Consider the following 20,999-nt stretch of genomic DNA (forward strand, 5'->3'; position numbering starts at 1 on the left):
GTGAGCCGGTCTTGCGAGCCCCGCAGTCGCGAACGAAGACGAACCTGTGAGCGCGAGGAGTGAGCCGGTCTTGCGAGCCCCGCAGTCGCGAACGAAAGACGGGAACCTGTGACCACACTGGAGAGTGCGATCGACCCGGCCGCGCCGGCGTTCGTGGCCAACCGGGACGCGTTGCGGGAGCGGCTGGCCGAGTTGGACGCCGCCCTCGACCAGGCGCGGGCCGGCGGTGGCGAGAAGTACGTGGCCCGGCACCACGGGCGCGGCAAGCTGCTGCCCCGGGAGCGGATCGAGTTGCTGCTCGACCGGGACAGCCCGTTCCTGGAGTTGTCGCCGGTCGCCGGGTACGGCACCGACTTCCCGGTCGGGGCGAGCGTGGTCACCGGCATCGGCGTGGTCGAGGGCGTGGAGTGCCTGATCGTCGCCAACGACCCGACGGTACGCGGCGGCGCGGTCAACCCGTGGTCGCTGGCGAAGACCCGGCGGGCCGGCGAGATCGCCCTGGCGAACCGGCTGCCGATGGTCAACCTGGTGGAGAGCGCCGGGGCGGACCTGCCCACCCAGGCGGAGATCTTCATCCCGGGCGGCCGGGTGTTCCGCGACCTGACCCGGCTCTCCGCCGCGAAGATCCCCACGGTCAGCGTGGTCTTCGGCAACGCCACCGCCGGTGGGGCGTACGTGCCGGGGATGTCCGACCACGTGATCATGATCCGGGACCGGTCCCAGGTCTACCTGGCCGGGCCGCCGCTGGTGAAGATGGCCACCGGCGAGATCACCGACGACGAGTCGCTGGGCGGCGCGGCGATGCACGCCGGCACGTCCGGTCTCGCCGACCACCTCGCCGAGGACGAACGGGACGGTATCCGGCTGGCCCGCCGGTGCATCCGCCGGTGCAACTGGCGCAAGCAGGGTCCGCCGCCGCGCGACCCGGCCCCCCGACCACCGAGATACGACCCGGAGGAGCTGCTCGGCATCGCCAGCGCCGACCTGAAGGTGCCGTTCGACCCACGGGAGGTGCTGGCCCGGGTGCTCGACGGCAGCGAGTTCGACGAGTTCAAGCCGGCGTACGGCACCGCCCTGGTGACCGGCTGGGGCGAGCTGCACGGCTACCCGGTCGGCGTGCTGGCGAACGCCCGGGGGGTGCTGTTCAGCGCGGAGGCGCAGAAGGCGGCCCAGTTCATCCAGCTCGCCAACGCCACCGACACCCCGCTGGTCTTCCTCCAGAACACCACCGGCTACATGGTCGGCACCGAGTACGAGCAGCGCGGCATCATCAAGCACGGCGCACTGATGGTCAACGCGGTCTCGAACTCGACGGTGCCGCACCTGACTGTCAACCTGGGCGCCTCCTACGGTGCCGGCAACTACGGGATGTGCGGCCGGGCGTACGAGCCGAGGTTCCTGTTCACCTGGCCGAACGCGAAGTCGGCGGTGATGGGACCGGCGCAGTTGGCCGGGGTGCTGTCGATCGTCGCCCGGCAGGCCGCCGCCGCCCGGGGCCGGGACTACGACGAGGACTCCGACGCGGCGATGCGGATGATGGTCGAGCAGCAGATCGAGTCGCAGTCCGGGGCGCTGTTCCTGTCCGGCCGGCTCTACGACGACGGGGTGATCGACCCCCGGGACACCCGTACCGTCCTGGGGCTCTGCCTGTCGGCGATCCACAACGCACCGGTGAAGGGCGCCGACACCTTCGGCGTCTTCCGGCTGTAGTGCCCGTGAGCGCGAGGAACGCAGCGCAGCGGAGTCCCGCAGCCGCGAACGAAAGGCGGATCCCGTGAGGGTGATCGGGAAGCTGTTGGTGGCCAATCGGGGGGAGATCGCCCGGCGGGTCTTCGCCACCTGCCGGGCGCTCGGCGTGGCGACGGTCGCCGTGCACTCCGACGCCGACGCCGACGCGCCGTACGTCGCCGAGGCCGACGAGGCGGTCCGACTGCCGGGGAACACGCCAGTCGAGACGTACCTGCGGATCGACCTGATCGTGGACGCGGCCCGGCGCACCGGTGCGGACGCGGTACACCCGGGTTACGGCTTCCTCGCCGAGCACGCCGGGTTCGCGGCGGCGGTGACCGACGCCGGCCTGACCTGGGTCGGCCCGCCGGCCGGGGCGATCGCGGCGATGGGTGACAAGATCGCGGCGAAGGCGCTGCTCGCCGGTGCGGGCGTGCCGATGCTGCCGACCTGGACCGACGGCGACGCGATCACCGACTTCCCGGTGCTGGTCAAGGCGTCCGCCGGGGGCGGCGGCCGGGGGATGCGCGTCGTCCGCGACCCCGCCGACCTGCCGGCGGCCGTCGACTCCGCGCGCCGCGAGGCCGCCGCCGCGTTCGGCGACGGCACTGTCTTCGTCGAGCGGTACGTCGAACGCGGCCGGCACGTCGAGGTGCAGATCTTCGGCGACACCGCCGGTACGGTGGTGGCCCTCGGTGAGCGGGACTGCTCGATCCAGCGCCGGCACCAGAAGATCGTCGAGGAGGCCCCGGCGGTGCTGCCCGACGGGGTCCGGGAGCGGCTGCACGCGGCGGCGGTCGCGGCCGGGCGGGCGGTCGACTACGTCGGGGCGGGGACGGTGGAGTTCCTGCTCGCCCCGACGGGTGAGTTCTTCTTCCTGGAGATGAACACCCGGCTCCAGGTGGAGCATCCGGTCACCGAGGCGGTCACCGGGCTGGACCTGGTCCGGCTGCAACTGCTCGTCGCCGAGGGCGGTGCGCTGCCGGTGCCGGAGACCCCGTCGGTTGACGGCCACGCCATCGAGGTACGGCTCTGTGCGGAGGACCCGACGCAGGGGTTCCGCCCGGCCACCGGCACCCTGCACCGGTTCGCGGTCCCCGGGGTGGTCGGCGAGTTCGCCCCGACCCGGGGCGTGCGGCTCGACTCGGGGGTACGCACCGGTTCGGCGGTGGGCGTGCACTACGACTCGATGCTCGCCAAGCTGGTCGCCTGGGCACCGACCCGGGCCGGGGCGGCCCGGGTGCTCGCCGGGGCGCTGGCCCGCGCCGAGTTGCACGGGGTGGCCACCAACCGGGACCTGCTGGTCCGCGTGCTGCGCAGCCGCGAGTTCGGATCGGCGCAGGTGGACACCGGTTTCCTGGACGCACACGACGAGGTCTTCGCACCACTGCTGCCGCCCGACCAGCTCCCGATCGCGGCGCTGGCCGCCGCGCTCGCCTGCGCCGCCGCGCGGCGTGCCGACGCCCCGGTGCTCGCCGGCCTCCCGTCGGGCTGGCGCAACGTGCCGGCCTTTCCCCAGTTCGCCCGGTACGCCTGCCGCACCGGCGACGAGATCGAGGTGCGCTACCGGCTGGACCGGTCCGGCGGTCTCGCCGACTGGTCCACCGATCCGCCAGCCTCACCCACCGGCACGACCGTCGCCGCACCCGGCACGACCACCGCCGGCACGGACACCACCGGTCCCACGACGGCCGCCCAGACGGCCGTCGAGCCCGGGCCGGTGGTCACGCTGGTGACGGCGGCGGCGGACCGGGTGCTGCTCGACGTGGCGGGGGTGCGGCGGGTGTTCCGTGTACACCGGGCGGGGTCGGTGGTCTTCGTGGACGGCCCGGACGGGGCGGCGGAGCTGACCGAGCTGCCCCGTTTCCCGCTGCCCCGGGTGGCGCCGGCCGCCGGGTCGCTGCTCGCGCCGTTGCCCGGCACGGTGACCCGGGTGCACGTCGAACCAGGTCAGCGGGTCGCCGCCGGGGACCTGCTGCTGACCCTGGAGGCGATGAAGCTGGAACATCCCGTGCTCGCCCCGACCGACGGCGTGGTCGCCGACCTGCCGGTGTCCGCCGGTGGGCAGGTCGAGACGGGTGCGGTGCTGGCCGTGGTCGACCCCGAGGAGGCACCCCGATGAACTTCGACCTCACCCCCGAGCAGGACCAGCTCCGCGACGCCGTCCGCGCGCTGGGCCGCCGGTACGGCCACGCCTACTTCGTCGAGAAGGCGAGGTCGGGCGGGCACACCACCGAGCTGTGGGACGAGGCCGGTCGGCTCGGCTACCTGGGCGTCAACGTCCCCACCGAGTACGGCGGCGGCGGTGGCGGCCTCACCGAGCTGGCCATCGTCTGCGAGGAGTTGGCCGCCGCCGGCTGCCCGCTGCTGCTGCTGGTGGTCTCGCCGGCCATCGCCGCCACGGTGATCAACCGGCACGGCACCGAGGAGCAGCGCAAGCGCTTCCTGCCCGGCTTCGCCGACGGCTCGCTGAAGGTGGTCTTCGCGATCACCGAGCCGGAGGCCGGGTCGAACTTCCACCGGCTCGGCACGGTGGCCCGCCGCGACGGCGACGACTGGTTGCTCTCCGGCCGCAAGTGCTACATCTCCGGCGTGGACGAGGCGCAGTACGTGCTGGTGGTGGCCCGGACCGAGGACGCGACCACCGGGAAGCTCAAGCCGGCGCTGTTCGTGGTGCCGACCGACGCGGCCGGGCTGACCCGGTCCCGGCTGGACATGGAGATCGTCTCCCCGGAGAACCAGTTCCTGCTCTACCTGGACGACGTCCGACTGCCCGCCGACGCGCTTGTCGGCGGGTCGTTGGACGCCGGCCTGCCGGCGCTGTTCGCCGGGCTGAATCCGGAGCGGATCACGGTCGCCGCGATGGGCGTCGGCACCGGTCGGTACGCCATCGAGCGGGCGAGTGAGTACACCGCCACCCGCAAGGTCTGGGGCGGCCGGACCATCGGCGCACACCAGGGCGTGTCCCACCCGCTGGCGCACGCGGCGGTGCAGGTGGAGCTGGCCCGCCTCATGATCGGAAAGGCGGCCACCCTGTACGACGCGGGCCGCGACCTGGAGGCCGGGGTCTCCGGCAACATGGCCAAGTACGCCGCCGGGGAGGCCGCCGCGCTGGCCGTGGACACCGCCGTGCAGGCCCTCGGCGGGGCCGGCATGACCACCGAGTACGGCGTGGCGACGCTGCTCGGCGCGGTCCGGGCCGGCCGGATCGCCCCGGTCAGCCGGGAGATGATCCTCAACTTCGTCGCCCAGCACGTGCTGGGTCAGGAGAAGTCCTACTGACCCCGGCTCAGCGCAGGGTGCGGCAGGCCGCGTCGGTGCGGTGCACCGGGCGGACCCGCCGGCCCAGCCCCTCCAGCAGCGAGTCCTCGACGTGGTAGTCCCGGATCCGCAGCCGGTGCCGGGGCAGCTCCTCCTCGCTGGGGCAGAGCACCTGGGCGCGGACGTCGTCCACCGGCACGTACCGGACGCCGCCGCGCTCCTGGAGCAGCACCATGCTGACGTCGTCCACGGTGACCACGTGTCCCCGGACGTCCTCGGTGACGCCGGGGCTGGACTCCACGGTGGTCACGGTGAGCGGCAGCACCGGCGTGGTGATCACCGGCAGCGCCGCCCAGACCAGCATGGCCAGCACCGCCGCCTCGGTGACCGAGGCGAGCGGCCGGATCACCGCCCCGGGCAGCGGGCCGGTCACCGCCAGCGCGAGCAGCGGCGGGACGACGAGCAGCACCAGGGCGAGCAGTTCCCGCTGCTGCCACGCGTCGACCAGGGTGGGGGCGAGCAGCCAGCCGTAGCCGGCGAGCAGCGCCATCACGATCAGCGTCCGGAGCAGGACGTGTTCGTGCAGGCGTGCCGGGGTGAGCTGGAAGGCGGCGACGAACGCCGGCAGCAGCAACGGGAGGTAGAGCAGTTGCCAGGTGACCAGGGCCATCAGGAAGCTGGCCAGCACGAACCAGGCCGGGGTGAGGTCGGCCCAGCGGACGAAGAGCGGGCGGCGGACGGTGGGCGGCATCCGTTCGACGCTGACCCGCAGCACCGCGCCGAGCGCGAAGACCGCGACCAGGCCGGTGGAGAGCAGCCGGGCGGCGGTGGTCAGGAAACCGGCCAGCAGGTTCACCGGCCCGACGTTCGCCACCAGCAGCAGCGTGGTCTGGAGTTCGCCGCCCGCCTCGACACCGAGGCGCAGCACCGAGAAGATGGCCGGCACGCCCACCACCGCCGTCCAGAACGACTGGCTGGCCCGCGCCCGCCGCTCCACCGCCGGGTCCCAGCCGTCACGCACTCCGACGGTGGTGGCGCCCAGATCCTGCGGTACGGCCGGGGCGGTCACCGGGTCGGCGCCTTGTCGTCGAAGTCGACCAGCTGCGGCACGTTCAGCGGCTGCGGTTGCGCCTTCTCCGCCTTGAGCCACGGCCCGAGGGTCCGGTTGTACGCGGTGAGCCACGGGCTGCTGATCCCGTTGCGCCCCTGCAGGTAGCTCTTCTGCAGGGCGAAGGCCACCAGGTCACGCAGGGCCGGATCGCCTATCGGCACACCGATCCCGAGCAGCTCGCTGGTACCGAACGGCATGTCGACGATCTCGAACTCGGTCGGGTAGAGGGAGAGGAAACCGGCGAGGATCGTCTCGTCGGAGCTGACCGCGTCGTAGCGGCCCTCCCGGATCCCCTTGACGCAGTCGCCGACCTCCTTGACCACGAGCGCCTTCACGTCGTGCTTGGCCAACTCGGCCTCGGTGGTGGAGCCGCCGCTGGTGCAGACCTTGTACTGCGGTTCGCGGAGGTCCTCGATGGTGCGGATCTTGTCCTTGAGCCGGGTCGGCACCATCACCTCCTGGGTGGTGACGAAGTACGGCCCGGCGAAGCTGACCAGCTTCTCCCGCTCCTCGGTGATCGAGAAGCTGGAGACCACCAGGTCGACCACGCCACCCTGGAGGGCGGGGATGCGGTCCTCGGTGGTCACCGAGACCCACTCGATGCGCTGGTCACCCTCGTAGCCGAGGTAGGAGGCGACGTAGCGGGCGATCTCCACGTCGAAGCCGACGTGTGCGCCGTTGCGCAACTCGCCCATCAGGGGCTCGGTGGTCGCCACCCCGATCTTGATCTTCGACTGACCGTCGATGTGCGACTCCCGCAGTTTGTCGCGGACCGAGGGCAGCGACGGTTCGCGCCGGTTGTCGCAGCCGGCGGCGGCGGCCAGGGTGAGGGTCAGCGCCACCGCCAGGGTGGTGGCGACCGAACGGACCCGATGGCGGGCGGAGACGTCGTTCATCGGCGCACCTCGCTGACGGACAGCCTGGGGGACACCGAGGGTAGCCGTTCGGGTCCATCTGCGTCCCGCCGCATCGCGGTGACGGGTCGACCGCCGCGACGCCCATCCGACCCGACCAGGGGAGGAACCCGGGGTACGACGGACGACCGGGCGCCCGCCGTACCCCGGAACCGGATCAGCGCACGGCCAGCGAGCCCAACGCGGGCAGCGGCGCGACGACCGGCGGCAGCCGCTTCGGCTCGCCCCGGGCCGGCAACCCGGCGGCGGCCAGCGCGCCCTTGGAGGTGGCGGCCCGCCCGGCCGGCTCCGGCGTCTCGACGAACGGCTGGTCGTCGCCGACGCAGACGGTGCCCTTCGCCGGCAACGCACCCCGCAGCAGGTACGCGTCGACCGCCCCTGTCACACAGGCCGACGTCCCGTACGCCGTGTGACCCCAACTGTCGCTGCTGAGCAGCCGGCTGTTCGGCAGCAGCTGCGCCGAGCTCACCGCGCCCTGGTAGTTGGTGGCCGGGTCCCAGTAGTTGCCCACCACCAGCACCGGCGCGGCGGTCCGCCGGTCGAACGGCCCGGTCCAGGCGTCGGCGTCGCGCACCGTCCAGGCGTCCCGGGCGCAGGGCGCGGTGCCCCAGGCCCAGAGCCGCCCGAAGTAGGGCGCCCGCTTGTCCTCCTGGGCGCTGAGCGCGGGCCAGTCCGCGAGCTTCTTCGGGTGGTACCCGTCGGTGCAGTCGACACTGAGGAAGGTCTCCAGCCCGTTGTAGTACGGGAAGTCGAACCGTCGCTGCTCCCGGGCCTGCACGGCGAGCCGACCGAGCGCCGCGCGGGCCTCGGCGAGGCGGGCCGGCGACACCGACTGCGGATCGGTGAGAACGAGCAACTGCTCGGTGCTGTCCACGATCGGCTCCCAGCCGTAGGGGCTGTAGAGCGCGCTGAGGCTGGCGCCCACGAAGTCGGCGTAGCTGACGGTGAACGAACCGGCGTCCGGATCGTCGACCACCACGGGCTTCTGGCGCAGCCGCTTCGCCACCAGCTCGTACGAGGCGACCGGGTCACCGGAGGCGAGGGAGCACGCCTGCGGACCGGCCTTGTCGCAGCGGACCAGGATCTCACGCAGCGCCCGGTACGCCCCGTCGGCGCTGCGCAGCCGGGTCTCCTGGAGCTGGTCGCGGGCCTTGCCCTGGCCAACCCAGGCGTTCGGGTCGAGCACCCCGTCGACGACCACCGCGCGGACCCGGTCCGGGAACATGTTCGCGTAGTACTGGCCGAGGGCGGTGCCGTAGCTGAAGCCGAGGTAGCTGAGCTTCTTGTCGCCTACCGCCCGGCGCAGCACGTCCATGTCCCGGGCCACCTCGGCGGTGGACATCGCCGAGGTCAGCGGCCGGCCGGTGGTCGAGCACGCCTGACCGACAGCCTTCGACGACTTCAGGTACGCCTGCTCCTCGGCCTTCGTCCACGGGAAGGCGACGTTCAGGCCGGCGTACGCCCTGGTCTGCTCCTTGACCGACGGGAAGCACTTGACGTTGCTGCTGGCGGCGACGCCGCGCGGGTCGATGCCGACGATGTCGAACCGGTCGAGCAGGTCGTCGCCGAGGAAGTACGGCGCGGCCAGCGCGATGTCGGTGCCGGAGCCACCCGGGCCACCCGGGTTGAGGAAGAGGCTGCCGACCCGGGCCTGCCGGTCACGGGCCTTCACCCGGAGCAGGGCGACCTCGGTGGTGGCGCCCTTCGGCTTGTCGTAGTCCAGCGGCAGCCGGGCGGTGGCGCACTCGGCGTAGTCGTAGCAGGCGTACCAGTCGAGCTTCGGCGTGGGCACGCTGTCGACGCGCCGGGCCTCGGTGCGGCTGGTCCGGTCGGGAGTGACGGGGAGGGTGTGCGGGCTGCCGGGTGCGGCGGCGGCCGGCACGACCGCCACCGTGGCGAGGACCAGGCCGGCGATGCCCGCCGCGGCCAGGGACCGGGTTCTTTGTGGCACGTGGCTGCCTTCCGGTGGGGAACAGGACAGGTCGAGACGACACCTCGACCGTCGTCACTCTAGGCATAACGGTCAACCGCGCCGAGCCGTACGGTTTGACAGCGCGCCCGTTCAGGTCATGCTTGTCAGGTGAGGCGAATCCTGAGACCGGACGCGCGGGCGGTGGCGGTGGTCGGGGCGCTGGCGACCGGCGCGGTCCTGGCGACGCTGGCCTTCCGGCATCCCGCCGGCATCCTGACGGTGGGGCTGGCACTGCTCGGCGTCCTGTTCGCGACGGTGACCGGCACCGCGCTGGCCGCGCTGCGCGAACGCGACGACGGGCAGCAGCCGTCCGGGGCGACGCCCACGGGTCAGCCGGAATCGGGTTCGTTCCTCGACGCCGACACCCTGGACGCGTTGGACAGCGCGGCCGTGCTGAGCCGGCTGCACCGGATGCGCGAGGTCAGCGACCAGTGAGGGTCGGCGCGACCAGGGCGTCCACGCCCCGCCCGGCGAGGCAGCGGTAGGTCCGGTCGAGATCCGTCTCGGCGGGCGGCAACACCTCCAGGTGCCAGCCGTTGGTGTAGTCGATCCCACTGGTCAGCCGGAACGTCCGCACGTTGCACACCGACCGGACCGTCGGGTCGGCGCTGATCGCGGCGTGCCCGGCCGCGGCCAGCGCGGCGGGCAACTGCCCCTCGACGTACGTCTCCCAGGTGTGCCGCCCCTCGCAGGAGAGTTCGGCGGCCTCCGCCCGGTCGCCGCGCAGCCGCACCGGGCCGAAGCACTCCAGCACCGGGGCGCAGCGGGCACCCGGCGGCAGGGTCGCCGCCGTGCCGTCGGCCGCGCAGCCGGGCAGGGTGCCCCAGCGGGCGGCCGGGCTCGACGAGCCGACGACCGACGGGGTGGCTGTCGGCCCGGCCACCGGTGGCGCACCGCCGGCGACCCATGCTCCGGCGCTCGCCGAGGCGGCCAGGGCGAGCACCCCGGCCCCGCCGAGGAACCAGCGCCGCCGCCGGCGCTCGCCGTGGGGCACCGTCGGCTGGTCGTCCTGGACGGGTGGACGCGGGCTCGGCTGGCCGGTGATCCGCCCGGGTTGACCGGTGGTCCATCCGACGGTGTACGGCCCCCCGCCCGGACCGCCGGTGGACGGCCCGCCGGAGACCGGGACGCCGCTGACCGGGGTGGGGGCCGGGTCGAGGGGGAGCGCGGTGAGCAGGTCGCGCAGTTCGAGCGCGGAGGGGCGGGCGTCGGGGTCGTTGGACATCCCGGCACGGAGCACGTCGACCAGTTCGGTCGGCACCCCGGGCAGGTCGGGGATCGGCTGGTGGAACAGTTCCAGCACGGTGACCAGGCTCGGGTTGCGCTCGGACTGCCAGCGTGGGGGTCGGCCGGTCATCACCGCGTAGAGGGTGGCGCAGAGGGCGTACACGTCGACGGCCGGTGACGGCGGGCTGTGGTTGAACATCTCCGGCGGCGCGTAGGCCGGGGTGAGCACCTCCAGGGTGACCGAGGCGTCCCGCGCCTCGGCCAGCACCGCCAGCCCGAAGTCGGCGAGCACCGCCGAGTTGAAGTGCGAGTGCAGGATGTTGGCCGGCTTGACGTCGCGGTGCAGCACCCCGGCCGCGTGCGAGTGGGCCAACGCGTCCGCGATCTTGATGCCGAGGTCACGGCTCTCGGACGCGTCGAGCGGCGAGGTCCGCATCCGTTCGGCGTACGAGCCGTCGCACAGCTCCATGATCAGGTACGGATGCTGGTCGACGGTCACCCCCACGTCGAAGAGGTCCACGACGTGCGGGTGCGACGACATCCGCCCGGCCGCCCGCGCCTCGCGCAGGAACCGGGCCTGGTCGCGCTCGTTGTCCAGGGTGCGGTTCTCCACCTTGACGGCGACCTCCCGACCGACGGAGATCTGGGTGGCCCGGTAGACGGTGGCGTAACCACCCCGGGCAAAGACCTGCAAGTCGGTCAGACCGGGCACGATGGGCAGCCGGAGGGCGCCGGGCGGGGTCTCGGTCACGGCTCGAAAATACCCGTTCCGCCGGAGCGCTCAGCGATCCGTACCGGCGGCAACGGCCGGCCCGGCGGTGGTGGCGGTGTCCCGGCGGGCGTCCCACCGCAGGCCGAGCGCGGTCGCCACCGCGCCCGCCCCCTCCCAGAGCGCCACCCCGATGAACCTGTCCGGGGCCACGTCGGCCAGCACGGTCAGCGTGAAGACGGTGAAGGTGACCAGCCGGAAGACCACCGTGAAGCGGTAGAACGCCCGCCACTCGGTGGCCACCGCGAGCAGGTAGTAGACGCCCATGTTGAACGAGGCCATCGAGGACGCGGTGAGGAAGGTCCCGGTGTAGTCGCCGGGCGCCCGGTTCGCCGGCACCTCGAAGCCGAGCAGCCGCAGCTGCGCCTCCGGCCACACCAGCCCGAGCGCGCCGAGCAGCACCGCCAGCACCCCGAAGACCGCGATCGTCCAGCCGGCACCCGAACGCGGCAACCTCATCTGCTCCCCAACCCCCGACGGCACGACCGACGCCGGGCGGCGGTCGCGTGAAGTGACACGCTAACCGCCCCCGCCGAAGCGCACATCACCGGAACCGACAGACCTACCGGCCGGGATCGATCAGACCCACCGGCCGGGATCGATCAGACCCACCGGCCAGCCGGGCCCGCAGGGCGTCGGCGCTGGCCCGTTCGCTGCGCTGCTCGGTCGCGTGGGCGAGCCGGACCGCCTCCTGTGCGCTGGCCAACGCCTCCGCCGGGTATCCGCAGGCGGCCAGCGCCTCGGCCAGCACACCCGCCCCGATCACCTGACTGCGGACATCCTCCGCCGGGGTGGCGACCGCCCGGCGGGCCCAGTCCAACGCCTGCTCCGACTGACCGTGGGCGAGCAACGCGGAGGCGTACCGGGCCAGCGTCTGTCGGCGGGAGAAGAGCAGCGTCGGCGTCCTCGCGGCGGTCGTCGCCACCGGGGCGAGCAGCCCGACCGCGGTGGCCGTGTCCCCGGCGGCGAGCCGGGCGGTGGCGAGCAGCACCCGGGGAGCGGCCTGCGCCGGTGCCTGCGGGTTGTGCGGTTCGACGGCGGTCAGCACCGCCCTGGCGTCCCGCTCGGCGGTCTCGCAGTCCCCCATGTCCAGCGCGACGAAGCCGCGCAGCGTGCCGGCCATCCCGGTGAGCAGCGGATGCGAGGTCCGGCCGGCGTACGCGAGGGCGTCGGTGAACAGGTCGGCGGCGTGCTCCGGTTCGCCCAGCCCCCGCGCCACCACACCCCGTACGACAAGCGCGAACCCCCGCCCCCAGTCGTCGGAGACCGCGGCGAAATCCCGGTACGCCCGGCGGGCCGCCCGGTCCGCCTCGGCCACCTCGCCCAGCTCGGCCCCGGCGAACGCCTCGACCGCGCGCAGCGTGCCCACCGCCCACGCCTCGCCGACCCGCTCCCCGAACGGCAGGAAGATACCGGCCAGCCGGCAGGCCTCCCCCAGCCGACCGGCCAGCAACCGGGCGAAGGCGGTGGTGCCGCGCAGCCAGGCCCGCCCGTACGGGTCCTTCAACTCGGCGAAGAGCCGGGCGGCCCGGCCGAGCACCGCGTCGGTGCCGGCGAAGTCCCCCCGGGTGGTGGTGACCCAGGCCAGGTTCTGCAACGCCCACGCCTGCCCGCGCGGATCCTTCGCGGCGAGGCTGATCTGGTAGGAGGCCGCGAGCCGGCTGCTCGCCTGCCCGAGCCGCCCGGCGACGAAGTCGGCCATCCCGAGCCGGCGCATCGCCGAGGCGCGCAGGTTGGTCACCTCCCCGGCCGTGGCCACCTGCAACGCCTCCTGCCAGCAGGCCGTCGCCCGGCCCTGGTCGCCCGAGGTCTGGTGGGCCTGGCCGGCGAGCAGCAGGGCGCTGGCCCGGGTGCCGGCGTCGTCACCGGCGTTGGCGGCGATCTTCTCGGCGAAGGCGAGCGCGTCACCGACCCGGCCGACCTGGAGCAGGGCCCGTGCGTGCGCCACCCGGTCGACCGGGGGCACCCCCTCGCGGGCCAGTTCGGCGGCGCGTTCGGCGTACTCGACGGCCAACGCCGGCTCACCGACCTGCAACGCCCGGCGGGCGGCCCGGCCCAGCGCGGCCACCCCCAGTCCGGCTACCGTCCGGGCCGGCGAATCCGGGCGGAGCTTCACCGCGTCGGCGAGGACGACGGCCCGCTCGACCTGCTCGGCGACGAAGTCGTCCCGGGCGGCGTCGGTGAACCCGCCCGGCGGGGCGACCGACGAACCGGGCACCCCGGTGGCCCACCGGGCCAGCGCGGCGTGCCGTTCGGCCAGTTCGGCCTTGCTCACCCCGGCATAGGCGGCCTCGCGCATCAGCGGGGTGGCGAACGCGAAGCCCGTCCGGTTGCGGTGCAGCATCCGGCGTTGCAGCAGCTCCTCCACGGCCCGTTCCAGCTCGACGGCGGCCACCGCTGCGGGCCGACCGTCCCGCCCGGCCCGCAGCTCGCGCAGCGCCTCCACCGCACCGGTGGGCACGACGTCGCCGACCACCGCGGCGTCCCGCAACACCGAGCGGGCCTCCGGCGGAAGCGCGTCGATCCGGGCGGCGAGCACGGCGGCCAGGTCACGGGAGAGCAGCCGGCTGCCCAGCGAACCGGCCACCAGCCGCCAGCCGCCGTCCGGTCCGGCGGTCAACGCCCCCCGTTCCCGCAGCAGGGTGACCAACTCGGCCAGGTAGAAGGCGTTGCCCTGGGCGGTGGCGAGCAAGCGGTCGGCGTCGGCCTGCGGCAGCTTCCCACCGTTGAGGTAGCTGGTGAGCAGGCGGGCGGCGTCCGCACCGCGCAGCGGCGGCAGGGCGTGCACCTCGGCGTCGGCGATCCAGGTAAGCGCTCCCGCCGTCCGGACCAGCTCCGGGCGGCCCAGCAGCATCACCAGCACCGGGCCGGTGAGCCGGGACAGGGTCGCGCCGAGCGCGGCGATGGTCTCGCCGGTGGCGTCGTGCAGGTCGTCCACGACGATCACCAGCGGCGCCTCGGCGGCCAGGGCGCTGAGCAGCCCGGCCACCGCCACCGGCACCGCCTCGGCGTCGGCGGTCGGCGGGGTGGCACCCCATCCGTCCTGGTCGCCCGCGTTACCGGGCAGTTCGCCGTAACCGAGCAGGGCCAGCAACTGGTCGCCGGCGATCGGCGGCGCATCGACCTGCAACCGGCCGAGCCGCTGGCCGAGCCGGCGCAGACGCTCCTCCACGGCCGGTCGGGTGAGCGCGGTGGAGGCGTCGTTGGGCAGGCCGACGGCAGCCCGGACCAGGTCGGCCAGCGGGGCCAGCCGACGCCGCTCACCGAAGGCGGCACAGCGCACCGAGAGCACCCGGGCACCGCTGTGGGCGGCGTACCGGCCGGCACCGACGTCGTAACCGGCGGCCAGCCGCTCCACCTCGGCGGCGAACCGGGACTTGCCGATCCCCGCCTCGGCGGTCATCAGCAGCACCTTGGGCTCGCCCCGGTCGATCACCTCGGCGAGCCGACCGGCGACCCGGCCGATCTCGGTCTCCCGCCCGACGAAGGGCGCTTCGTCGCCGAGGCCCGACCGGGTGCCCGGAGCGTCCAGGAGCCCCAGCAGCTCGTACGCCTCGACCGGCTCGCGTTTGCCCTTGAGCCGCAGCGGGCGCAGCACCCGCCAGGAGGCGACGTGCCGGGTGGCCGACGAGGTCCGGGCACCGGCGTAGATCGCGCCGACGGCGGCGGCGTCGGCCAGCCGGGCGGCGGTGTTCACCGTGTCCCCGATGACCGTGTACTCGATGGCGGCCTGGATGCCGGCGATCACGTCGCCGGTGTTCAGCCCGACCCGCAGGCCGAGCGGTGCTCCACCGCCGCGCTCGTCGTCGAGCACCCGGCGCACCGCCCGTTGCATCGACAGGGCGGCCCGGACGGCCCGCTCGGCGTCGTCCTCGTGGGCCACCGGGGCGCCGAAGACCGCCATGATCCCGTCGCCGGTGAGCTTGTCGACGTGCCCGCCGAACGTCTTGACCGCGCCGGCGAGCGCGGCGAGCACCCGGTCGGTGACCGCGCCGACCCGCTCGGGGTCGAGGTCCTCCGACCACGAGGTGAACTCGGACAGGTCGCCGAAGAGCACGGTGACCACCCGACGTTCGGCGGTCGGCAGGGTGGCGGCGGCAGGCAGCGCCGCCCCGCAGTTGTGGCAGAACCGCGCGCCCGGGACGGCGAGCGTGCCGCACACCGGGCAGGTCACGGCTGCTCCACCCCGAGGTACTCCAGCTGGGCGCGGACCGACGACTCGGCGGCCCACCACAGCGACCGGTCCACGTCCGCGTAGACCCTCGCCACCACCTCGGGCGCGGTGCGGGCACCCTCGGCGACGGCGGCCCGGACCTGGTCGAGCCGGGCCCGGCGGTGGGCCAGGTAGAAGTCGGCCGCCGCGCCGCAGTCGGCAAGCGCCGGGCCGTGCCCGGGCAGCGCCACGATCCCCGGGTACGCCGAGAGCAGCCCCAGGCTGGCCAGGTAGTCGCCGAGGTGGCCGTCGGGGTGGGCGACGACGGTGGTGCCCCGGCCGAGGATGGTGTCCCCGGTCAGCACCACCCGCTCGGCGTCGTACGACACCGCGAAGCAGACCGAGTCGGCGGTGTGCCCGGGGGTGGCGACCAGGTCGATGGCCAGCCCGAACCCGGCCAGCTGTTCCGCCGCCCCGGTCAGCGGCGCACCGCCGACGGTGTGCGCCGGGTCGGCGGCGAGCACGGGTGCCCCGCCGAGCAGCTCGCTCAGGCGGGGAGCGCCCTCGGTGTGGTCGGGGTGCCCGTGGGTGATCAGCACCAGCCCGACCGGCCCGTACGCCGCCACGGCGGCCAGGTGCCCCTCGTCCGCCGGCCCCGGGTCGACGACGATCGCCTGCTCCGCGCCGGGGGCGCGCAACAGCCAGGTATTGGTGCCCTCCAGGGTCATCGGCCCAGGGTTGGGGGCACGCAGCAACGTCACCCAGTCCGGCAGCCGGTCGGCCAGTGCGGCCGGCGGTGCCGTCACATGCCCGGTCATGGCTGCGATCGTACGACCCCGTCCGCCACTCCCCGCGATCTTGCCGAGTCGGCCCACTGGTTTGTGGCCGTTCACGGCTTTCGACCGGACCGGCCGGCGGTGCGGGGAGTGGCGGTGCCGGTCAGCCGACCTCGACGATCAACTCGACCTCCACCGGGGCGTCCAGTGGGAGCTCGGCGACCCCGACGGCGGATCGGGCGTGCCGACCCGCCTCACCGAAGACGGCCCCGAGCAGGTCGGACGCGCCGTTGATCACGGCCGGCTGACCGTGGAAGCCCGGTGCCGACGCCACGAACCCGGTCAGCTTCACGATCTTGACGATGTTCTCCAGGCCGACCAGCGAGTCGACCGCGGCGAGCGCGTTCAGCGCGCACCGCTCGGCGAGATCCTTGGCCTGCTCGGGCGAGACACCCGCGCCGACCTGGCCGGTGGCGAGCAGCTTGCCCTCGGCCACCGGCAACTGACCGGAGACGTAGACGTGCTGGCCGGACTGCACGGCCGGGACGTAGCTGGCCACCGGCGGCACCACGTCGGGCAGGGCCAGACCGAGTTCGGCGAGCTTGGCGTGGGGTCCGTTGCTCATCGTCGGCTCCTCAGCCCTTGGGGCGCTTGAGGTAGGCGACCAACTGGTCCGGGTTCGGGCCGGGGATCACGGCGACGAGTTCCCAACCGTCCTCACCCCAGTTGTCGAGGATCTGCTTGGTCGCGTGGACCAGCAGCGGGACCGTGGCGTATTCCCACTTCTGCATCGGTGGAAGGCTCCCTTGCCTGACGTGGACTGTTCCGCCGACAGCCTACGGTCCGGGCGACGGACTGGGCGCGGGACGCTGCTCCGGGGCGGTGGGTTGCTCACCGCACTGCCCGGCGTGGTCGAACGGCTGGGGGCAGCGGGACCGGTCGGGCAGCAGCAGGTCGCAGAAGACCCGGTGTCTGTTGTTCTGGTCGTCGGCGTCGGAGACGGTGGTCTCGCCGGCGTCCAGCTCGACCAGGAAGCCGAGCGAGGTGGCCACGGTGCCGGCCAGCGCGGTCGCCGCCGTCAGGTCGGCCACCCGGATCGGCAGGTGGATGACGTAACCGGGCTCCTCGTCGTCCCGGCCCCGCTCGCCGGAGCAGCCGAGCAGCCGCAGCACCTCGGACGGCTCGGCGCAGCGCCGGTAGGACCGCTCGTTCACCGGCAGTCCACCACCCAGCCCGTCCGCGTCGCCGGCCGCACCGGCCCGCCTCCCCCGATCTCCCGGTGAGAACTGGGATCGGGCGATGTTCTCCGCGTCGCGCATGTACCTGCCTCCGGCCTCGTACGGTGAATGACCGACCGGACCGGGCGCCGACCCGATCCGCTCCCCCACACCCGGACGAACGTAGGACCCGGCCGGCGTAACGGACAACGGGACGCGCACGGTCGTTCACCTCAAGTCACATATGCGACACTCGCTTGGTCCGGAAGCTGACCGCGCTCCAACGCAGGTCGTGAGCAGTCCGCCACAGCCCGCCCATCGACCGTTACCCTTGCGCCTCGGACGGGCGATCAGGGGTCGCCCGCCGCGCCCGTACCCGCGTCGTCGCCAGGGGCGGCGACGGCGCCCATCCCCCGGGGGACCACATGACCCAACCACCGTTCGGTGGCCCGAGCGGATCGCCAGGCGCCCCGGCGTCGCGGCACGACAAACCAGACCCGGGCGGCACGACCGCCCCCGGCAGCGCCACGTCCGACGCCATCCCGGCACCACCGTCGGGCTACCCGGCGTACCGGGCACCGGCACCGAAGCGGCGGCGCGGCGTGCTGATCGCCTCGCTCGCGCTGGCCGCGGCCGTGGTGCTCTGCGGTGGCGGCGGAACACTCGCCTTCCTGGCCCTGCGCGACAGCGAGGGCGGGTCGGGCGCCAAGGAGCCGACGGTGGCGGTGGACGGCTTCCTCACCGCCGTCTACCAGGACCGGGACGCCGGCAAGGCGGCCAACTTCGTCTGTTCCGAGTCGCGCGACCAGCAGAAGATCAGCGCGAAGGTGGCCGAGGTGCAGAAGTACGCGACCACCTACACCAACCCACGGTTCCGCTGGTCCAGCCCGACGGTCGACAGTCAGAACGGTGACCGGGCCACGGTCTCCACCAAGCTGACCATGACCACCGGCGACGAGCGGATCGCCGAGCAACCGCTGCGGTTCACCGTGGTACGGAAGGCGGGTTGGTGGGTCTGCGAGGTCGGCTGACCTCGTGGGGTGGATAGGCTCGACCGGTGCGAGCAGCTGAGCGGCCGGCCGACCCGGCCGGCACCGGATGGCCATCCCGCCTGCACGTGGTGACCGGCAAGGGCGGCACGGGCAAGACGAGCGTGGCGGCGGCGCTGGCGCTCGCCCTGGCCACCGACGGCCGGCGCACCCTGCTGGTCGAGGTGGAGGGGCGGCAGGGCATCGCCCAGCTCTTCGGCGTCGAGCCCCTCCCGTACGCCGAGCGCCACCTCGCCGACGCCCCGGGCGGCGGCGAGGTGCGCGCCCTGGCGGTGGACGCCGAGGAGGCGTTGCTGGAGTACCTCGACATGTTCTACAAGCTCGGCGCGGCCGGCCGGGCACTGCGTAAGCTCGGCGCGATCGACTTCGCCACCACCATCGCGCCCGGCCTGCGTGACGTGCTGCTCACCGGCAAGGTCAAGGAGGCCACCACCCGCACCGTCGGCCAACGCCGGGCGTACGACGCGGTGGTGCTGGACGCCCCGCCCACCGGTCGGATCGGTCGCTTCCTCAACGTCACCGCGGAGACCGCCCGGCTGGCCAAGGTCGGCCCGATCAAGACCCAGAGCGAGGGGGTCTCGGCGTTGCTGCGGTCCCCGATGACCGCCGTGCACGTGGTGACGCTGCTGGAGGAGATGCCGGTCCAGGAGACGGTGGACGCGATCGCCGAGCTGACCCAGCTCGGTTTCCCGGTGGGCCGGGTGATCGTCAACGCCGCCCGTCCGCCGCTTTCCACCGGGCGGGAGGTGACCCGGGCGGAGCTGAAGCGCGGGCTGGCCGCCGCCGGCCTGCCGACGGACCCGACCACCGTGGCCGGGCTCGCCGGCGAGGCCCGGGACCAGCAGGTACGACGGGAGCTGGAGGATTCCCTGCGGACCGACCTGGCGGAGCTGGGGCGACCGGTGACCGAGCTGCCGCTGCTGCCCGACGGGGTGGACTCCGCCGCGCTGACGGCCTTCGCCGGGATCCTCCGCCGGGCGGATTGACGCACAGCTCACGTCGGCACGGGCGCACGGACCCCACCGGCCCGATACGCTCGATCAGTGCCTTCCGAAGACGCGGCGCCCGTGCTGGACGTCGACCAGATCCTCGCCGACCCCGGCGTGCGGATCGTCGTCTGCTGTGGCGCCGGCGGGGTGGGCAAGACGACCACCGCGGCGGCGTTGGCGCTGCGGGCGGCCGAGCGGCACGGCCGGCGGACCGTGGTGCTCACCATCGACCCGGCCCGCCGGCTGGCCCAGTCGCTCGGCCTGACCGAGCTCGACAACACCCCTCGCCGGGTCAAGGGGATCGACGTCGAGACCGGCGGCGGTGAGCTGCACGCCATGATGCTGGACATGAAGCGCACCTTCGACGACGTGGTGCTCCAGCACACCGACCCGGCGAAGGCGGCGGAGATCTTCGCCAACCCGTTCTACCAGGCCATGAGCTCGACCTTCGCCGGCACCCAGGAATACATGGCGATGGAGAAGCTGGGTCAGCTGCACGCCCGGGGCGAGTGGGACCTGATCGTGGTGGACACCCCGCCGTCCCGCTCGGCGCTTGACTTCCTGGACGCCCCGGCCCGGCTCTCCCGCTTCCTGGACGGCCGGATGTTGCGGCTGCTGCTCGCCCCGGCCCGCAGCGGGGGGCGGAGCATGTTCAGCTTCGTCACCGCCAGCTTCGGGATGTTCTCCCGGGTGGTGCAGAAGGTGCTCGGCGCCCAGTTGCTGACCGACCTCTCGGGCTTCGTCGCCGCGCTCGACTCGATGTTCGGCGGCTTCCGGCAGCGGGCCGAGCAGACGTACCGGATCCTCCAGGCCGGGGAGACGGCGTTCCTGCTGGTGGCGACGCCGGAGCCGGACGCGGTCCGGGAGGCGGCCTACTTCGCCGGGCGGTTGGGCGCGGAGCGGATGCCGCTGGCCGGGCTGGTGCTCAACCGGGTGCACCGGCCGGCGGTGACCCTGGGCGCGGCGGAGAGCCGGGCGGCGGCCGACCGGCTGGCCGGGCTGGGTGGGCACGACGCCACTGTCGACGTGCTGCGGGCGCACGCGGCCCTGGCGCAGCAGGAGGTCCGCGAACGGCAGGTGGCCCGGCGGTTCACCGAGGCGTTCCCGGCCGTGCCGACGGTGTCGGTGACGGCGCAGCCCGCCGACGTGCACGACGTCGACGGGCTGCGGACGATCGGCGCGGCGATCAGCCGATCCTGAACGGCGGGCGGGCCCACCGGGCCGACCCCGCACCAGGCGACCGCTCGGCCTGGCGGGCGTCAGCCGCCGACCGTTCGGACGGGCCGGGTCAGCCAGCGGCCAGGCCAGCGTCCGGCGGTCGGGCCGGCGTCAGCTGGCGGCGGTGACCAGGATCTTGTCCTTGCCGGTCTTGTCCTTGGCGTTCTTCTTCATCGCCGCCTCGAACATCTTGCGCCAGCTCGTCACCTGCGGGTGCCGGCGCAGCAACGCCCGGCGTTCCCGTTCGGTCATGCCACCCCACACGCCGAACTCGATGCGGTTGTCCAGCGCGTCGGCCAGACACTCGTACCGCACCGGGCAGCTGCGGCAGATCCGCTTCGCCACGTTCTGCTCGGCACCCTGTACGAACAACGCGTCCGGATCCCCGTTCTGACACGCCGCCAGCGACGGCCAGTCAGTGATCATCCCCATCTGTACCCGTCCCCCCTTGCAGTACCTACCGACCTCGCGCGACCAGCCGTCGATTCCCCCCGGCCGTCCGGCCCGTCCTTCCCCAAGGAGGCGCGGACGACGTGTGGCTCTGTCGCCGCCACCATCATGCTCTGTAGTCGCACGATTACGCAACGTTGTCGGCGAAATCCAACATTCCGGACA

General features: G+C 73.7%; 18 protein-coding genes. 7 read left to right on the forward strand and 11 right to left on the reverse strand.

Annotation, left to right across the window (positions count from 1 at the left end; translation table 11 throughout):
- The first annotated feature begins 108 nt into the window (after nucleotides 1–108).
- The 3 genes from AC0AIB_RS04240 (at nucleotide 109) to AC0AIB_RS04250 (ending at nucleotide 5,010) form a co-directional block, all read left to right on the forward strand.
- Nucleotides 109–1,710 carry an acyl-CoA carboxylase subunit beta gene (locus AC0AIB_RS04240; RefSeq protein WP_328342227.1) on the forward strand — a complete coding sequence of 534 codons (1,602 nt, stop codon included), beginning with the start codon at nucleotides 109–111 and terminating at the stop codon, nucleotides 1,708–1,710.
- A 70-nt stretch (nucleotides 1,711–1,780) separates the two neighbouring features.
- Entirely contained in the window at nucleotides 1,781–3,850 is a 2,070-nt protein-coding gene (locus tag AC0AIB_RS04245; protein WP_465096062.1) for an acetyl/propionyl/methylcrotonyl-CoA carboxylase subunit alpha, read from the forward strand.
- The gene (locus AC0AIB_RS04250) at nucleotides 3,847–5,010 is read left to right on the forward strand and encodes an acyl-CoA dehydrogenase family protein (protein WP_465096044.1); all 1,164 of its coding nucleotides are present in this window, start codon (nucleotides 3,847–3,849) and stop codon (nucleotides 5,008–5,010) included. The genes AC0AIB_RS04245 and AC0AIB_RS04250 overlap by 4 nt, the downstream gene beginning before the upstream one ends.
- A 7-nt stretch (nucleotides 5,011–5,017) precedes the next feature.
- On the opposite strand, the gene AC0AIB_RS04255 is transcribed toward AC0AIB_RS04250, so the two are convergent.
- The 3 genes from AC0AIB_RS04255 to AC0AIB_RS04265 form a co-directional block, all read right to left on the reverse strand.
- Nucleotides 5,018–6,058 carry a hypothetical protein gene (locus AC0AIB_RS04255; RefSeq protein WP_328342224.1) on the reverse strand — a complete coding sequence of 347 codons (1,041 nt, stop codon included), beginning with the start codon at nucleotides 6,056–6,058 and terminating at the stop codon, nucleotides 5,018–5,020.
- Nucleotides 6,055–6,996 (reverse strand): transporter substrate-binding domain-containing protein, encoded by a 942-nt coding sequence (locus AC0AIB_RS04260; protein WP_328342223.1) that lies wholly within the window; start codon nucleotides 6,994–6,996, stop codon nucleotides 6,055–6,057. Before AC0AIB_RS04260 ends, AC0AIB_RS04255 begins: the two co-directional genes overlap by 4 nt.
- Before the next feature lie 175 nt (nucleotides 6,997–7,171).
- Nucleotides 7,172–8,965 carry an alpha/beta hydrolase gene (locus AC0AIB_RS04265; protein WP_328342222.1) on the reverse strand — a complete coding sequence of 598 codons (1,794 nt, stop codon included), beginning with the start codon at nucleotides 8,963–8,965 and terminating at the stop codon, nucleotides 7,172–7,174.
- Nucleotides 8,966–9,094: 129 nt separating this feature from the next.
- Between AC0AIB_RS04265 and AC0AIB_RS04270 the strand changes: the two genes are divergently transcribed.
- On the forward strand, nucleotides 9,095–9,421 hold the full coding sequence (locus AC0AIB_RS04270; protein WP_328342220.1) for a hypothetical protein: 327 nt from the start codon (nucleotides 9,095–9,097) through the stop codon (nucleotides 9,419–9,421).
- On the opposite strand, the gene AC0AIB_RS04275 is transcribed toward AC0AIB_RS04270, so the two are convergent.
- From AC0AIB_RS04275 to AC0AIB_RS04305, 7 genes are all read right to left on the reverse strand, one after another.
- Entirely contained in the window at nucleotides 9,408–10,964 is a 1,557-nt protein-coding gene (locus AC0AIB_RS04275; RefSeq protein WP_328342218.1) for a serine/threonine-protein kinase, read from the reverse strand. The two genes, AC0AIB_RS04270 and AC0AIB_RS04275, sit on opposite strands and share 14 nt — an antisense overlap.
- Nucleotides 10,965–10,994: 30 nt before the next feature.
- On the reverse strand, nucleotides 10,995–11,441 hold the full coding sequence (locus AC0AIB_RS04280; protein ID WP_328342216.1) for a hypothetical protein: 447 nt from the start codon (nucleotides 11,439–11,441) through the stop codon (nucleotides 10,995–10,997).
- Nucleotides 11,442–11,544: 103 nt separating this feature from the next.
- Entirely contained in the window at nucleotides 11,545–15,156 is a 3,612-nt protein-coding gene (locus tag AC0AIB_RS04285) for an adenylate/guanylate cyclase domain-containing protein (RefSeq protein WP_465096045.1), read from the reverse strand.
- A complete protein-coding gene (locus AC0AIB_RS04290; RefSeq protein WP_328342211.1) occupies nucleotides 15,153–15,953 on the reverse strand; it encodes an MBL fold metallo-hydrolase in 801 nt (266 codons plus the stop codon). Before AC0AIB_RS04290 ends, AC0AIB_RS04285 begins: the two co-directional genes overlap by 4 nt.
- A gap of 121 nt (nucleotides 15,954–16,074) precedes the next feature.
- Nucleotides 16,075–16,536 carry a RidA family protein gene (locus AC0AIB_RS04295; RefSeq protein WP_328342209.1) on the reverse strand — a complete coding sequence of 154 codons (462 nt, stop codon included), beginning with the start codon at nucleotides 16,534–16,536 and terminating at the stop codon, nucleotides 16,075–16,077.
- 10 nt (nucleotides 16,537–16,546) lie between these two features.
- Nucleotides 16,547–16,702, reverse strand: a complete 156-nt coding sequence (locus AC0AIB_RS04300; protein WP_088643831.1) for a DUF4177 domain-containing protein — start codon at nucleotides 16,700–16,702, stop codon at nucleotides 16,547–16,549.
- A gap of 45 nt (nucleotides 16,703–16,747) precedes the next feature.
- Nucleotides 16,748–17,230: a hypothetical protein gene (locus tag AC0AIB_RS04305; protein WP_465096046.1), complete on the reverse strand. Its 483-nt coding sequence runs from the start codon at nucleotides 17,228–17,230 to the stop codon at nucleotides 16,748–16,750.
- Between the two features lie 323 nt (nucleotides 17,231–17,553).
- Here AC0AIB_RS04305 and AC0AIB_RS04310 point away from each other — a divergent pair, with 323 nt between their 5' ends.
- From AC0AIB_RS04310 to bagB, 3 genes are read left to right on the forward strand one after another with little or no spacing between them, the layout of a single operon-like run.
- A complete protein-coding gene (locus AC0AIB_RS04310) occupies nucleotides 17,554–18,159 on the forward strand; it encodes an Rv0361 family membrane protein (RefSeq protein WP_328342203.1) in 606 nt (201 codons plus the stop codon).
- A gap of 26 nt (nucleotides 18,160–18,185) precedes the next feature.
- Entirely contained in the window at nucleotides 18,186–19,163 is a 978-nt protein-coding gene (gene bagA, locus AC0AIB_RS04315) for an ATPase BagA (protein ID WP_328342201.1), read from the forward strand.
- Between the two features lie 57 nt (nucleotides 19,164–19,220).
- Nucleotides 19,221–20,366, forward strand: coding sequence for an ArsA family ATPase (bagB, locus tag AC0AIB_RS04320; RefSeq protein ID WP_328342199.1), 1,146 nt, complete (start codon nucleotides 19,221–19,223; stop codon nucleotides 20,364–20,366).
- 129 nt (nucleotides 20,367–20,495) lie between these two features.
- On the opposite strand, the gene AC0AIB_RS04325 is transcribed toward bagB, so the two are convergent.
- Nucleotides 20,496–20,816, reverse strand: coding sequence for a WhiB family transcriptional regulator (locus AC0AIB_RS04325; protein ID WP_328342197.1), 321 nt, complete (start codon nucleotides 20,814–20,816; stop codon nucleotides 20,496–20,498).
- Between the last annotated feature and the right edge of the window lie 183 nt (nucleotides 20,817–20,999).

The organism is Micromonospora sp. DSM 43699, from assembly GCF_055517075.1.

Bases quoted from the DNA above. Each gene is read 5' to 3' on its own strand.
- AC0AIB_RS04250 (WP_465096044.1), top strand. From the start codon at position 3,847: ATGAACTTCGACCTCACCCCCGAGCAGGACCAGCTCCGCGACGCCGTC.
- AC0AIB_RS04260 (WP_328342223.1), bottom strand. From the start codon at position 6,996: ATGAACGACGTCTCCGCCCGCCATCGGGTCCGTTCGGTCGCCACCACC.
- AC0AIB_RS04280 (WP_328342216.1), bottom strand. From the start codon at position 11,441: ATGAGGTTGCCGCGTTCGGGTGCCGGCTGGACGATCGCGGTCTTCGGG.
- AC0AIB_RS04290 (WP_328342211.1), bottom strand. From the start codon at position 15,953: ATGACCGGGCATGTGACGGCACCGCCGGCCGCACTGGCCGACCGGCTG.
- AC0AIB_RS04295 (WP_328342209.1), bottom strand. From the start codon at position 16,536: ATGAGCAACGGACCCCACGCCAAGCTCGCCGAACTCGGTCTGGCCCTG.
- AC0AIB_RS04300 (WP_088643831.1), bottom strand. From the start codon at position 16,702: ATGCAGAAGTGGGAATACGCCACGGTCCCGCTGCTGGTCCACGCGACC.
- AC0AIB_RS04305 (WP_465096046.1), bottom strand. From the start codon at position 17,230: ATGCGCGACGCGGAGAACATCGCCCGATCCCAGTTCTCACCGGGAGAT.
- AC0AIB_RS04310 (WP_328342203.1), top strand. From the start codon at position 17,554: ATGACCCAACCACCGTTCGGTGGCCCGAGCGGATCGCCAGGCGCCCCG.
- AC0AIB_RS04325 (WP_328342197.1), bottom strand. From the start codon at position 20,816: ATGGGGATGATCACTGACTGGCCGTCGCTGGCGGCGTGTCAGAACGGG.